The sequence below is a fragment of the Variovorax sp. WDL1 genome (genome assembly GCF_001541225.1).
Lineage (GTDB): Bacteria > Pseudomonadota > Gammaproteobacteria > Burkholderiales > Burkholderiaceae_C > Variovorax.
Genome location: NZ_LMTS01000049.1, coordinates 46,411 through 60,341, shown reverse-complemented (window position 1 = coordinate 60,341; position 13,931 = coordinate 46,411). Strand labels below are relative to the sequence as shown.

Below are 13,931 nucleotides of genomic sequence, written 5' to 3'. Positions count from 1 at the left end.
TCAGCGCAGTCGCGGGTTGAGCGCGTCGCGCAACCAGTCGCCCAGGAGGTTTACGCTCAGCGCGATCAGGATCAGCATCAGGCCGGGGAAGACGGTGATCCACCATTCACCCGAGAACAGGTAGTCGTTGCCGACGCGGATCAGGGTGCCCAGAGAGGGGGAGGTAGGGGGCACGCCGACGCCCAGGAAGGATAGCGTCGCCTCGGTGATGATCGCCGTCGCAACCTGGATGGTGGCCAGCACCAGCACCGGACCCAGCACGTTCGGCAGCACGTGCCTGCGCATGATGCGAAGCGGCGCGACGCCTGTCACGCGCGCCGCCTGCACGTACTCCTTGTTGCGCTCGACCATGGTCGAGCCGCGCACCGTGCGCGCGTACTGCACCCAGCCGGTGAGAGAGATCGAGATGATCAGCACGCCGAAGGCGACGGTGTCGTGCGCGTTGGGAAACAGCGCGCGCCCGACGCCGGCGATCAGCAGCGCGACCAGGATGGGCGGGAAGGACAGCATCACGTCGCACACGCGCATCAGGAAGGCATCGAGCCATCCGCCCCAGAAGCCGGCCAGCAGGCCGAGCAGCACACCGACCACGACGGACAGCACCACCGAGACCAGGCCGACGACCAGCGAGATGCGTGCACCGTAGATCAACGCAGAAAGGATGTCGCGGCCCTGGTCGTCGGTGCCCAGCAAATACTTGGTACTGCCCTCGTCCTCCCAGGCGGGCGGCAAGCGCGCATCGCCGAGCTCCAGCGCGGCAAGGTCGAAGGGGTTGTGCGGCGACACCCACCCGGCGAAGACCGAACAGAAGACGCAGACGAAGGCGATCGCCGCCGCGAGCATCGCAACCGGCGAGGTTCGGAAGCTGTGGCCGACGTCACTGTCGAGCCAGCGAGCCAGTGTCTTTTTCATCGAGAGGCCCAAAAAGCGGGCCTGCGTCGCAGGCCCTCGGAGTCGTTGTGCTGTCCAGGTTCAAGGCTTGGCGGGCGCCTGGATGCTCATCCACTTGAACGGCATGAAGTTGTCGGCCCGCTGCGTCAGCGCGACCTTCTTGCTCACGCCCCAGGCCAACGACTGCTGGTGCAACGGCAGGTGCCCGATATCGTCCGCGTGGATCTTGAAGGCTTCCTGGATCATCGCCATGCGCTCTGTCTTGTCAGTGCTCGACTTGATCTTTCCGATCAGTTCGTCGAGCTTGGGGTTGCAGTACGAGCCGAGGTTGAACTGGCCGTCGCCCGTCTTGTCGTCGGGGCAGCGCATCAGCGCGTCGAGCGCGTTGTGCGAGTCGTAGGTGGTCGGCGTCCAGCCGAGCAGATAGAAGCTGGTGTCGCGACGCAGGATCTTGGGGAAATACGTGCCCTTGGTCTCGGCCGCGAGATTGATCTTGACGCCGATCCGCGCGAGATTCGCGGCCACCGATTGGCAGATCTGCCCATCGTTGACATAGCGGTCGTTCGGGCAGTTCATCGTCACTTCGAAGCCGTTCGGGTAGCCGGCATCCGCCAGCAGCTTCTTGGCACCCTCGACGTCCTGCGGCAGGCGCTTGTCCTGGGCCTCGGTCCAGCCATTGACGCCGGGACCGACCATCAGTCCCGTCGGCCGCGACGCGCCACGCATGACCGTGCGCTGGATTCCGTTGATGTCGATGGCCTGGTAGAAGGCCTGGCGCACGCGCTTGTCCTTGAAGGGGTTCTTGCCCTTGACGCTCGAATACAGCAGCTCGTCGCGCTTCTGGTCCATGCCCAGGAAGATGGTGCGCAGCTCGGGGCCGACGACCACCTGGGTGTTCGGGCTGGCATTGATGCGGGCGATGTCCTGCACCGGCACCGGCTCCATCACGTCGATCTCGCCCGACATCAGGGCCGCCACACGCGTTGCCGAATTGGCAATGGGGGTGAAGATCACCTCCTGCACGTTGCCGTCGATCTTGCCCCAGTAGGTGCCGTTGCGCACGAACACCGTACGCACATTGGGCTGGCGCTCGCGCACGCGGAACGGCCCGGTACCATTGGCCTTGAAAGAGGCGGTGTTCTCGATGCCCTTGCGGCGGTCGACGGGCTTCTCGGCCTTGTTCTCCTCGCACCACTTCTTGCTCATGATCGCAAGGTCGGACAAGACGTCGGGCAGGATGGGGAACGGCCCCTTGGTCTCGATGTCGACCGCGTGGTCGTTGACCTTGCGCACTTCCTTGATGTCGTTCACCTTGGCCTTCACATCCGAGCCTTCACCGGCCGCACGCGTGATGCTGAAGAGGACGTCATCGGCGGTGAAAGGCGTGCCGTCGTGGAACTTGACGTTCTTGCGCAGTTCGAAGCGCCACACCGTGGGCGACGTCTGCCGCCAGGAGGTGGCCAGCGAGGGCGCGAGGCTCAGGTCCTTGTTGCGATCGGTCAGCGCGTCGTACACATTGAGGTCGACCGAGAGCTGCAGCGACTCGTTGAGCGAATGCGGATCGAGCGAAAGCGCGTCCCCCTGATTCGCGACACGGATAGTCTGCGCGCCTACCGGCAGGCAAAGCGTGCCCAGCGCGGACATGACGGCCATCGCGGCCAGCTTGTTTCTCAGGTTCATGGAAGCACTCCTCGGGTTGGAAAACTCAGGACACCGCCGACGCGGCCACGCTGGTGATGGCGGGCCGGTCCACGGCATTCAGGGGCATGCCCTGCTCGATCAGGCCGGCATGCAAAGCGGCGCCGAGCGGCAGGATCTCGTCGTTGAAGTCGTACCGGCTGTTGTGCAGGAACGCACCCCCACGCGCATCCTGGCCGATGCGCAGATAGGCGCCGGCCTTCTTCTGCAGCATGAAGGAGAAGTCCTCGGCGCCCATGCTGGGCTCCATGTTGCGCTCGACGTTGTGCGCGCCCACCAGGGATTGGGCGACATCGCCGGCGAACATCGCCTCGGGCGCGGTGTTGATGGTCGCTGGGTAGATGCGCTCGAACTTCACCTGCGCCGTCGCGCCGAAACCGGCCGCGACGGCGGAGCACAGCTCCACCAGCCGCTGCTCGATCTGCGCCTGCACCCGGACGCTGAACGTGCGCACCGTGCCCACCAGCGTCGCCTTGCCGGGCACCACACTCATGGCGCCGAGGTCCCCGGCCTGCACTGCGCAGATGCTGATCACGGCCGCATCGATGGGCCGCACATTGCGCGAGACGATGGTCTGTACCGCAGTGATGATGTGTGCCGAGACCAGCACAGGGTCGACGGTGAGGTAGGCATGCGCGCCGTGGCCGCCCTTGCCCTCCACCTCGATGGTGATGCGGTCGGCCGCCGCCATCATGGCGCCGCGGTTGATGCCCACCGTGCCGGCGGGCAAGCCGGGCCAGTTGTGCATCGCGTAGACCGCGCTGACGGGAAACCGGTCGAACAGGCCGTCGTCGATCATTGCGCGTGCGCCGGCGAAGCCCTCCTCGCCCGGCTGGAAGATCAGGACGGCCGTGCCGTCGAAGTCACGGGTCTCGGCCAGATAGCGCGCCGCGCCGACCAGCATGGCGGTATGACCGTCGTGGCCGCAGCCGTGCATGAGGCCCTTCTTCGCGGAGCGCCACTTGAAGTCGTTGTCCTCGCACATCGGAAGAGCATCCATGTCGGCACGCAGGCCGATCATGCGGCCGCTGGCCGTGGAGCGCCCGCGGATCACGCCGACCACGCCAGTCTTGCCGATGCCCGGATGGATCTCGTCAACGCCGCAGGCTCGCAGCGACTCCTGCACGCGCCCGGAGGTGTAGATCTCCTCGAAGCCGAGCTCGGGGTGCGCATGCAGGTCGCGCCGGAAAGCGGTGATCTCGGGATGGAAGCGCGCGATGTGCGCAAAGGCCCGTCCCGAGGCTTGGTAGCGGGGGGCGTCCATCGTCAATGCCCCCCCGCCCTGCCGACGCGCAGTCGCGGATCGACCACGAAGTACAGCAGGTCCACGATGAGATTGATGACGACGAAGATCAGCGCAATGAGGCACAGGTAGGCGGCCATCACCGGAATGTCGGCGAAAGTGACGGCCTGGATGAACAGCAGGCCCATGCCCGGCCACTGGAAGACCGACTCGGTGATGATTGCGAAGGCGATCAGGCCGCCGAGTTGCAGGCCGGTGATGGTCATCACCGGCACCAGCGTGTTCTTGAGCGCGTGCCCGAAATGGATGGCGCGGTCCGACAGGCCGCGGGCGCGCGCGAACTTGATGTAGTCGGTGCGCAGGACCTCCAGCATCTCGGCGCGCACCAGCCGCATGATCAGGGTGAGCTGGAAGATGGCGAGCGTCACCGCCGGCAGCACGATATGCATCCAGCCGTCGGCGCGCAGCAGACCGGTGCTCCACCAGCCCAACTGCACCGTCTCGCCGCGCCCGAAGCTGGGAAACCAGCCGAGCAGCACGGCGAAGACCAGGATCAGCAGGATGCCGATCAGGAAGGTGGGCAACGAGACGCCCAGCAGCGAGACCGTCATGAACACCTGGCTCATGAAGGTGCCCCGCCGCAGCGCCGTATAGACGCCCATGGGAACGCCGATCGCCAAGGCCAGGAAGGCGGCGACCAGCGCAAGCTCCAGGGTCGCCGGGAAGCGCTCGCCGATCAGGCGCGAAACCTTGCTGCCCTGGCGCAGGCTGAGGCCGAACTCGCCCTGCGAGGCGTTGACCAGAAAATGCCAGAACTGGACGAAGAAGGGCTTGTCCAGGCCAAGGCCGGCGCGCAGCTCGCGGATCTGCTCGGGCGTCGCATCCTGACCGAGCAGGAACACCACAGGATCGCCCACGTACTGGAACAGGAGGAAGGCGATGAAGGCGACCGCGACCATGACGATCACGGCCTGGATCAGGCGGCGCAATATGAAGGCAATCATTCAGCAGAGCACGTGTTCAACGATGCTAGCAGAGCAAGCCGCATGCCCAAGAGGTGGTTCCCCGGGTTGCGGCCCGCTCGAGCTCGCCAGGAAGGCAGGCGAGCTTGCCGGGATCAGTTCACGTTGATGAGACGCCAGTCGAGCCGGTTGTCCGCGCGGTGGACCACCTCGATGTTCTTCTTCATCGCCCAGGGGATGATCTGGTTGTGCAGCGGGATGTGCGCGACGTCGTCGTTCTGCAACTGCAGCGCCTCGGTCAGCAGACGGTCGCGCACCGGGATGTCGGTTTCAGTCTTCACGCGGTCGACGATCTGGTCCATCTTCGGATTGCTGTAGCGCCCGACGTTGTAGTTGCCATCTCCGCCGCTGCCCACTGAACGGGTGAGCGACTGCAGGCTGTAGAGCGCGTCGAAGGTCGGCACGCCCCATCCGAGCATGTAGATGCTGGCCTCGTAGCGTTGGATCATCGGGAAGTAGGTCACCAGCGGCAGCGTCCGCAGCTTGGCCTTGACGCCGACGCGCGCCCACATGGCGGTCACCGCCTGGCAGATCTCCTCGTCGTTGATGTAGCGGTTGTTGGGACAGGCGAAATCCACTTCGAAGCCGCCGGGGTAGCCCGCATCGGCGAGCAGCTTCTTCGCGGCTTCGGGGTCGTAGGGGTGGCGCTTATGCACCCCTTCGGTCCAGCCGTTGACCTGCGGCGCTACCAGCGCGCCGGTGGGCTGGCTCAGGCCGCGCATGGTGACGCGGGTCAGGCTCGCGATGTCGATCGCCTGGTAGAGGGCCTTGCGCACCCGCTGGTCCTTCAGGGGGTTCTTGCCCTTGACGTTGGAGCCGGGCAACTCGTCACGGAACTGGTCCATGCCGAAGAAGATGGTGCGGTTCTCGATTCCGTCGATGACCTTCAGGTTGCCGCTCTGCCGCAGACGGCCCAGATCCTGCGGGCTGGGATCGAGCACGAAGTCGACTTCGCCAGAAAGCAGCGCGGCGGCACGCGTGGCCTCCTGCTTGATCGGGGCATAGACCACCTCGGTCACGTTCGAATCGTTCTTGCCCCAGTAGTGCGGATTCTTCACCAGCACCAGGCGTTGATCCGGCTGCCATTCCTTCACCATGAAGGGCCCGGTGCCCATCGCGTTGCGATGCGCGTAACTCTCCTCGGGTGTCTTGATGTCCTTGGGCTCCAAGGACTTGTTCTTCTCTGCCCAAGCCTTGCTCATGATGCGCAGCTCGGTCAGTTGGTTAAGCAGCACCGGATTGGGGCCCTTGAGCAGGATGTCGACCGTGTTGTCGTCGACCTTGGCCACCTTGTCGATGCCCTGTGTGTAGACAGCGTAATTGGAGGTCTTGGCCATGGCACGCGTGAGCGAATACACCACATCTTCTGCAGTGAGCGCGGAACCGTCGCTGAACTTGACGCCGCTGCGCAACGTGAAGCGCACCTGGGTGGGTGAGACGTTCTTCCAACTGCTCGCCAACTGCGCCTCAGGCTTGAAGGTCTTGCTGTTGTAGTAGACCAACGAGTCATAGACCGCCGCGTGCACGCCATTGCCGAGGGCGTTGTTCTGCGAGTGGATGTCGAGCGTGGGAATGTCGCTTGCACTCGACCACTTGAAGGTCTTCGCGTGCAGCGTCGGCGCAACCAGCATGGCAGCCGCAAGGGCGACGGGAAACAAGACGAGCTTTGAACCCATGGGTAACCTTCCGTCACGGAGTGAAAACGCGGACTATGCAACAGCCACGCCAGCTTTCCAGACGGGAGAACGCCGACCCGAGGGATATCCCTGTACGCGGAAGCCCGGAAACGAAAAAAGCCGCCCGACTTTCGTCGGACGGCTTTCAAGAACTTCCCGTTCGAAACTGGCTTGCGCCAGCCTCGGATCAGAAAGCGTGACGGATGCCGAAGTCGTAACCCGTCGAGGTCTTCGGCTGGAAGGCCGAGCCGCCGAAGGAGGTCACGAAGGACGGGCCGCCCACGGTCAGGCCAGCGCCGTTCTTGTTGCGAATGCGAGCCACCGTTGCGTACAGAGCCGTGCGCTTCGACAGGTTGTGCACGTAGCCGATGGCGAACTTGTTGGCCTTCGGATCGTCGAACGTGCCGAACAGGGTGGCAGGCACGTTCAGGTCGTACTTGACAGCCGAGTAGGACGCGCGGATCAGGCCAGGGCCGACTGGCACGGTCACGCCAAGCAGGTAACCCTTCAGGTCGATGTCGGCCGTCGGGGTAAAGAAGATCGCTTCGTTGTCGATCTCGTTCTTGGCCTTCGAGTACTCACCGAAGAGCTTCACGACGCCGAAGTCGTAGGAAGCGCCGACGTTGAAGGTCTTGACCGAGCTCGTAAGTCCTTCGAAGAAGTCGTCACCGATGGTGCTCTGGCCGTAGGAAGCAGCAACGTCCAGAGGACCGTTGGCATAGCCGAAGCGGCCGCCGACATAACGACCGGTGCGCTGGCTGTTCAACACGTCCGGCGTGGCAGCGCCCGGATCGTACTTGGTGCGCTCGTGGAAGCCGTACATCACCTGGCCATAGAAGCCACCGAGGTTCGGGGGCAGGAAGTAGCCGACGGTGTTGCTGGCGCGAACGTAGTTGCTGCCAGTCACGTTCGTGAAGCCAGGGACGCTGGTCGTGCCGCCGCCGAGCCATGCACCAAAGCCGCTGTTGGCAGTGCTGATCAGGTTGGTGCCGACGCCGTTGGTGCCGAACGGATCGAACACGGTGTCGTTCCAGAACGTCGGGGTGTAGTCACGGCCGAGACGGATTTCACCGAAACCACCAGACAGGCTCACGGTCGAGCGACGAGCAAAGGTCGCAATGCCTTCTTGGCCGTTGTCATTGGAGATCGGAGCTTCGAGCCAGAAGCTGGCAGCCAGGCCACCACCGAGGTCTTCCGTGCCACGGAAGCCCAGACGGCTGGAGTTGTAGCCCGAGTTACGCAGTTCGGTGCGGCTGGTCTTGACGCTATCCACGTAGAAGGGATTGGCCAGCGTCGGGAAGCTGATGTTGTCCGACTTGTTCGAAGTGCCGCTGATCGCAGCATCAACCACGCCGAACAGCGTCACGGACGACTGCGCCGAGGCAACACCGGCAACAGCCAGGGCAGCCAGGGCAACTAGAGATTTTTTCATTGCAAGTTTCTCCAAGGTTAAACATAGGGCTCCGGTGCGAAGGGCTCACCGTGACTGGCACTTCTGTGCTCCCACCGGACCCCGGGCCAACCTCCTTTTGGGAAGTTGTCGCTATTGCACCAGAGCCGCTTCGTCTGGGCAAAAGAATTCTCCCGAAAACGCGGCACGCTTCGCCGTTTCGTTGCACTCGTGCAACAAAGGACCACAACCCTGAAACTCCACGATATGAAACAAGACCCACCATGCAGGTAGCTTTTGCACATGCGTTCCAATCGCCCCATGACCTCCTCGCTCGACGCTCTCCTGGGCACTGCGGACGCGGCCCTGCGTACCTTGTTTGCCAAGCCCCATGCGACCCGCGCCTTCCCGCAGCCCGCCAGCCCGGGTATCGAGCTCGGTCAAGCCGAGCGTCGTGAAGCCGGCGCATTGATGCGGGTGAATCACGTCGGGGAGGTCTGTGCCCAGGCCTTGTACACGGCACAGGCGGCGGTCACGAGGGACCCGAAGCTGCGAGCGCACTTCGAACAAGCCGCGCGCGAGGAGACGGATCATCTCGCCTGGACGCAGCAACGACTCGAGGAACTGGGCACGCACGCCTCGGCGCTGAACCCGCTCTGGTACCTGGGTGCCTTTGGGCTCGGGCTCATAGCCGGCCGCCTCGGCGATCCCTTGAGCCTGGGATTCGTTGCGGAGACCGAGCGGCAGGTCGAAGCCCACCTGGACGGCCACCTCAACCGCCTGCCTGCGGGCGATACAGCCTCGCGGGCGGTGGTCACCCAGATGAAGCTGGACGAGGCGCGCCATGCGGCACAGGCCTGGAGCGCAGGCGCAAAGGAACTACCGGCGCCAGCCAAGGCTCTCATGCGGTTGGCGGCCCGAGTGATGACCAAGGTCGCTCATCGCATATGACCGCAGTCCGTGCTCAGGTCTCGATGAGATCGAAGCTGGTCGTGATCTCGGCAGTCTTGGCCAGCATGACGCTCGCCGAGCAGTAGGTATCGTGGCTCAGCGCGATTGCGCGCTCGACGGCGACGGCCGGGATGCCCTTGCCAGCCACGGTGAAGTGCATGTGGATCTTGGTGAAGACCTTCGGATCCTTCTCTGCTCGCTCGCTGCTCAGCTTGACGCTGACGCGCTCGACCTGATGTCGGCCTCGCTTCAGGATCAGCACCACGTCATATGCAGTGCAGCCGCCGGTGCCGGCCAGCACCGTTTCCATCGGCCGCGCAGCCAGGTTCTGGCCGCCGTTCCCGGGCTTCGCCGCATCCGGCGCGCCATCCATCATCAGGACATGACCGCTGCCGGTCTCGGCGACGAAACCCATGGCCGATACCGTCCCGGCGCTGCCCGTCCAGCTCACTGTGCATTCCATCTTGCAGGCTCCAGTCACGACGCGCAGCAAGAAAAATCACGCCGACGTCGACTTGTGTTGGGAAAGAGTCACTCTCTTGTTGCAATGCAACAAAGAGTCGATATACTTTATTTCATCGCCCACGGAAACGTGTGCACCAGTTGTCTCCTCCACCCTCCCAATTGGTGGATTTAGCCCCGAGCCGCAAGGCCCGGGGCTTTTTTCTTGACGCCGCGGCAGGGGAAGGCAGGCCTATGATCCCGACCCTATGTCCACGCCGCCTGCCCCGCTTTCGCCTGCCGACTACCTGAAGAAAATCCTCACGGCCCGTGTCTACGACGTGGCGGTGGAATCCGCGCTCGAGCCGGCGCGGGCCCTGAGCGCGCGCCTGGGAAACACGGTACTGCTCAAGCGCGAGGATCAGCAGGCGGTCTTCAGCTTCAAGCTGCGCGGTGCCTACAACAAGATGGCCCACCTGAGTCCTGAGCAGCTCGCCAGGGGCGTGATCTGCGCGTCGGCAGGCAACCATGCCCAGGGAGTCGCGCTCAGTGCCCGCAAGCTCGGCGCGCGCGCCGTGGTCGTGATGCCGGTGACCACGCCGCAGCTCAAGATCGACGCCGTGCGCGCGCTCGGCGGAGAAGTGCAGTTGCACGGCGACAGCTACTCCGACGCCTACGGCTACGCGCTGGAACAACAGAGGCTCCACGGCCTCGTCTTCGTCCACCCTTTCGACGACCCCGACGTCATTGCCGGCCAGGGCACGATCGCGATGGAGATCCTGCGCCAGCATCAGGGTCCGCTCGATGCGGTCTTCGTCGCCATCGGCGGCGGCGGATTGATCTCGGGCGTGGCCAACTACATCAAGGCCGTGCGACCCGAGATCAAGGTGATCGGCGTCCAGATGAACGATTCGGACGCGATGTTGCGCTCCGTCGCTGCCCGCGAACGGATAACGCTGCCCGACGTCGGCCTGTTTTCCGACGGGACGGCGGTCAAGCTGGTGGGCGAGGAGACCTTTCGGATCTCCCGCGAGCTGGTGGACGAGTTCATCACCGTCGACACGGACGCGGTGTGCGCCGGCATCAAGGACGTGTTCATCGACACCCGCAGCATCGTCGAGCCCGCGGGTGCGTTGGCGGTGGCTGCGATCAAGCAGTACGTCGAGGCACACGGCACGCAGGGGCAGACGTACGTGGCCATTCTCTGCGGCGCCAACATGAATTTCGACCGGCTGCGCTTCGTGGCCGAGCGCGCGGAGGTCGGCGAGGAGCGCGAGGCTCTCTTCGCCGTCACCATTCCCGAGGAGCGCGGCAGCTTCCGGCGCTTTTGCGAGCTGGTGGGACAGTTGCCCGGCGCCTCGCGCAGCGTGACCGAATTCAACTACCGGATCAGCGACGCCAAGGAGGCGCATGTGTTCGTGGGCTTGACCACTCAGACGCGCGGCGAGTCGAAGACGATCACCGAGACCTTCCTGGCTCACGGCTACGGCGCCATCGACCTCACGCACAACGAGCTCGCCAAGGAGCACATCCGCCACCTGGTGGGCGGCCGCAGCGGCTTGGCGCACGATGAGCGGCTGCTGCGCTTCGTGTTCCCCGAGCGGCCAGGCGCGCTGCTCAAGTTCCTGAGCCTCATGCGGCCGACCTGGAACATCAGCCTCTTCCACTACCGCAACCAGGGCGCCGACTACGGTCGCATCCTGGTCGGGCTGCAGGTCCCGGCGGCCGACCATGCGGCCTTCGACGAATTCCTGCGGACGCTGGACTACCCGTTCGTGGAGGAAACCGGCAACCCGGTCTACCGACTGTTCCTGCAGGCCTAGCGCCGGACGCCGCCACGCTCAGGCGGTGCGACCACAGGCTGCGGCGCATCGGACACGGACGGCGGCGGGCCGTTGACGGCGAGCGGCCGCGCCGGCAGCTGCAGCGTGAAGGCCGGCGCGGCGTCGACGCTCGCGCCCAGCGATGCGCTCCGTGCGCTGACCGAATGCAGCACATAGCCATCGGCCAACGTGGCGCCCACGCGGAAAGGCCGCGGGGGCTTGCCGTCAACGGCGATCAACGCCGCGCCCTGCTGGTCGGCGTCGGCCACCACGCCGAGCAGTTGGAAACGGCTGGCCGCATCGGGCGCCGCCACGATCGCGGCCTGGCTCGGCACCACACCGAGCATCTGCGCGACTGCCGCCGTATCCACCGTGACCGCGGCGTTGCTGCTCAGCGCGGGCGGCGCGACTGCATCGGACGGAGACATCAGCCGCAGCCCCCAGAACACGACGGCCGCCGCGGCCAGGGCCCACAGGACGGTCGTCGCGGTGGCCGAGGGCCAGCGGGCGGGAGCGTAGGAAGCTGACATGGGGCCGGATTATCATGCAGCGCAGGCACCAACGCGCATTCCTCACCTTCCCCCTCCCACTTTCATGTCCCTTATCCACCGCCCTCTCGCGCGCGCCCTGCAGCGCGGCTTCACGCTCATCGAGCTGATGGTCGTGCTGGTCATCATCGGCGTGCTCGCGGCGCTGATCGTGCCGAACGTGATCGAACGCGCCGACGACGCGCGCGTGACCGCCGCCCGCACAGACGTCAACAACCTGATGCAGGCGCTCAAGCTCTACCGGCTTGACAACCAGCGTTATCCGACCGCCGAGCAGGGCCTGCCGGCATTGCTCGCCCGCCCCACCACCGGTCCCGCCGCGCCCAACTGGAAGCAGTACGTCGAAAAGCTGCCCAACGACCCCTGGGGCCGCCCCTACCAGTACATGAACCCAGGCCTGAAGGGCGAGATCGACGTGTTCTCGCTCGGCCCTGACGGCCAACCCGGCGGCGAAGGCAAGAATGCCGATATCGGCAGCTGGCAATAGGCGCGTCGCTTTCCGCTTCGACGGCGCCAGGCGCCGGGGACCCGGCGGCTTCACCCTGATCGAGCTGCTCGTGGTGATGGCGATCATCGCGATCGCGACGGCCGGCGTCGGTCTCGCGCTGCGCAACACGGGCCAGGAAAGCCTGGATCGCGAAGCCGAGCGTCTTTCGGCCCTGCTCGAAGCGGCGCGCGCCCAGTCGCGTGCCAGCGGGATGGCGGTGCGCTGGCGCACAACGCCCGAAGGCCCCACCAACTTCAGCTTCGATGGACTGCCGCCCGGCACCCTGCCGACGGCATGGCTTTCCGCCGGCATCGTGGCGCAGCCGCTGGCAGGGGATGGCTCGGCGATCGCGGCGCTGCAGCTCGGGCCCGAGCCGATCATCGCGGCGCAGCAGGTGCTGCTCACGGCGGAGGGCCCGCCGGTGCGCACCCTGCGCATCGCGACCGATGGCCTGCGGCCGTTCGCGGTGACCACGCCATGAAGTCGAATGGCATCGCACCGCGTAGCGCCGGTTGCGCAATGCAGCGCAGGCCGGGCCGCGGCTTCACCCTGGTCGAGGTGCTGGTGGCGCTGGGCATCATCGCGATTGCGCTGGCGGCGGGCGCGCAGGCCACGAACGCGATCACGCGCAATGCGCAGCGCCAGTCGGACCTGCTGCTGGCACAGCTTTGCGCCGAAAACGAGCTCATCAAGGCCCGCCTCGCGCGCCAGATGCCGGCCATCGGCGATGCCGGCCTGGTCTGCACCCAGGTCAACACCAGTTTCGCCGTCACCATCTCGACCACGCCCACGCTGAACCCGAACTTCCGGCGCGTCGACGTGCAGGTGCGCGATGCGGCCGAGGCGCCGATACTGCGGCTTTCCACCGTCGTGGGGCGCTTCTGATGACGGCGAGGCGCGCCACACGCGGCTTCACGCTGATCGAACTGCTGGTGGCGATCACCGTCATGGCGCTGCTCGCGCTGGTCAGCTGGCAAGGCCTCGAAGGCATGGCGCGCGCCCAGTCCATCAACCGTGAGCGCAGCGACGCCGTGCTGACGCTGCAGACCGCGCTGTCGCAATGGACGGCCGACCTCGACGCAACGGTCGCCCTGTCGCAGACCCGAGCGATGGATTGGGACGGCCGCACGCTGCGCCTCACCCGGCGCAGCACCGACAGCGCCCTGCCGGTGGTCTATGTCGTGGCGTGGACCCTGCGGGCCGATGCCGCCGGCGTCGCGCGCTGGTACCGCTGGCAGTCGCCCGGCCTCACCGGCCGCCCCGAATGGCAGCAGGCCTGGGATCGCGCCGCGGCGTGGGGCCAGGACAGCAGCAGCAACGAGGTGCGCGGCACCGAGCTTGGCCTGGTGCCGCTGGAAGCCTGGCAGCTCTTCTACTTCCGCAACGACGTCTGGGGCCCTGCAGTCGGTGCAGCAGCGCTCGGCGCCGGCACGCCCCTGCCCGACGGCGTCCGCCTCGTGCTGAGCCTTCCGCCCGGTCCGGCGCTCGCCGGCGTGCTCACGCGCGACTGGGTGCGGCCCACCGCCTCGGCGCCCAAGTCCTCATGAAGCGGCCTGATCACCTCGCCTCACGACCGCAGCGCGGCGCGGCCTTGCTGACCGCCATGCTCACGGTCACGCTGGTTGCCACCTTCGCCGCGGCGTCGCTCTGGCAGCAATGGCGCGCCGTCGAGGTCGAGGCGGCCGAGCGCGCGCGAGTGCAATCGGCCTGGGTGCTGGTCGGCGCGCTCGACTGGTCGCGTTTGATCCTGCGTGAAGACGC

At 65.8% G+C, this 13,931-nt stretch carries 14 protein-coding genes and 1 pseudogene; 7 read left to right on the top strand and 8 right to left on the bottom strand.

The window, feature by feature from the left end; all coding sequences use genetic code 11:
• The 6 genes from APY03_RS08135 to APY03_RS08110 form a co-directional block, all read right to left on the bottom strand.
• Complete coding sequence (locus APY03_RS08135) at positions 1-912, bottom strand: ABC transporter permease (RefSeq protein WP_068675671.1); 912 nt, start codon at positions 910-912, stop codon at positions 1-3.
• A gap of 60 nt (positions 913-972) precedes the next feature.
• On the bottom strand, positions 973-2,571 hold the full coding sequence (locus APY03_RS08130) for an ABC transporter substrate-binding protein (protein ID WP_068675669.1): 1,599 nt from the start codon (positions 2,569-2,571) through the stop codon (positions 973-975).
• 25 nt (positions 2,572-2,596) lie between these two features.
• Positions 2,597-3,853: a M20 aminoacylase family protein gene (locus APY03_RS08125; protein ID WP_068675667.1), complete on the bottom strand. Its 1,257-nt coding sequence runs from the start codon at positions 3,851-3,853 to the stop codon at positions 2,597-2,599.
• 2 nt (positions 3,854-3,855) lie between these two features.
• A complete protein-coding gene (locus APY03_RS08120; protein WP_068675665.1) occupies positions 3,856-4,836 on the bottom strand; it encodes an ABC transporter permease in 981 nt (326 codons plus the stop codon).
• A 113-nt stretch (positions 4,837-4,949) separates the two neighbouring features.
• A complete protein-coding gene (locus APY03_RS08115; RefSeq protein WP_068675663.1) occupies positions 4,950-6,530 on the bottom strand; it encodes an ABC transporter substrate-binding protein in 1,581 nt (526 codons plus the stop codon).
• 187 nt (positions 6,531-6,717) lie between these two features.
• Positions 6,718-7,962 carry a porin gene (locus APY03_RS08110; RefSeq protein WP_068675661.1) on the bottom strand — a complete coding sequence of 415 codons (1,245 nt, stop codon included), beginning with the start codon at positions 7,960-7,962 and terminating at the stop codon, positions 6,718-6,720.
• A 279-nt stretch (positions 7,963-8,241) separates the two neighbouring features.
• Between APY03_RS08110 and coq7 the strand changes: the two genes are divergently transcribed.
• Entirely contained in the window at positions 8,242-8,871 is a 630-nt protein-coding gene (coq7, locus tag APY03_RS08105; protein WP_068675659.1) for a 2-polyprenyl-3-methyl-6-methoxy-1,4-benzoquinone monooxygenase, read from the top strand.
• Positions 8,872-8,884: 13 nt separating this feature from the next.
• Here the strand turns inward: coq7 and APY03_RS08100 are convergent, their stop codons facing one another.
• Complete coding sequence (locus APY03_RS08100) at positions 8,885-9,334, bottom strand: OsmC family protein (RefSeq protein ID WP_068675657.1); 450 nt, start codon at positions 9,332-9,334, stop codon at positions 8,885-8,887.
• A gap of 247 nt (positions 9,335-9,581) precedes the next feature.
• Here APY03_RS08100 and ilvA point away from each other — a divergent pair, with 247 nt between their 5' ends.
• Positions 9,582-11,135, top strand: coding sequence for a threonine ammonia-lyase, biosynthetic (gene ilvA, locus APY03_RS08095; RefSeq protein ID WP_068675655.1), 1,554 nt, complete (start codon positions 9,582-9,584; stop codon positions 11,133-11,135).
• Here the strand turns inward: ilvA and APY03_RS08090 are convergent.
• On the bottom strand, positions 11,132-11,665 hold the full coding sequence (locus APY03_RS08090) for a type II secretion system protein N (protein ID WP_068675653.1): 534 nt from the start codon (positions 11,663-11,665) through the stop codon (positions 11,132-11,134). The genes ilvA and APY03_RS08090 overlap by 4 nt on opposite strands.
• 64 nt (positions 11,666-11,729) lie before the next feature.
• On the opposite strand from APY03_RS08090, the gene gspG reads away from it, so the two are divergent.
• The 5 genes and pseudogenes from gspG to APY03_RS43420 all read left to right on the top strand — a co-directional run.
• A complete protein-coding gene (gspG, locus tag APY03_RS08085) occupies positions 11,730-12,170 on the top strand; it encodes a type II secretion system major pseudopilin GspG (protein ID WP_068675651.1) in 441 nt (146 codons plus the stop codon).
• Positions 12,145-12,651 (top strand): prepilin-type N-terminal cleavage/methylation domain-containing protein, encoded by a 507-nt coding sequence (locus APY03_RS08080; protein ID WP_068675649.1) that lies wholly within the window; start codon positions 12,145-12,147, stop codon positions 12,649-12,651. The genes gspG and APY03_RS08080 overlap by 26 nt, the downstream gene beginning before the upstream one ends.
• Positions 12,652-12,689: 38 nt before the next feature.
• Positions 12,690-13,055, top strand: a complete 366-nt coding sequence (gene gspI, locus APY03_RS08075) for a type II secretion system minor pseudopilin GspI (RefSeq protein ID WP_068675647.1) — start codon at positions 12,690-12,692, stop codon at positions 13,053-13,055.
• Positions 13,055-13,717, top strand: a complete 663-nt coding sequence (locus APY03_RS08070) for a PulJ/GspJ family protein (protein ID WP_068675645.1) — start codon at positions 13,055-13,057, stop codon at positions 13,715-13,717. Before gspI ends, APY03_RS08070 begins: the two co-directional genes overlap by 1 nt.
• A pseudogene (locus APY03_RS43420) lies at positions 13,714-13,931 on the top strand (type II secretion system protein GspK); the annotation flags it as partial. The gene APY03_RS08070 and the pseudogene APY03_RS43420, both read left to right, overlap by 4 nt.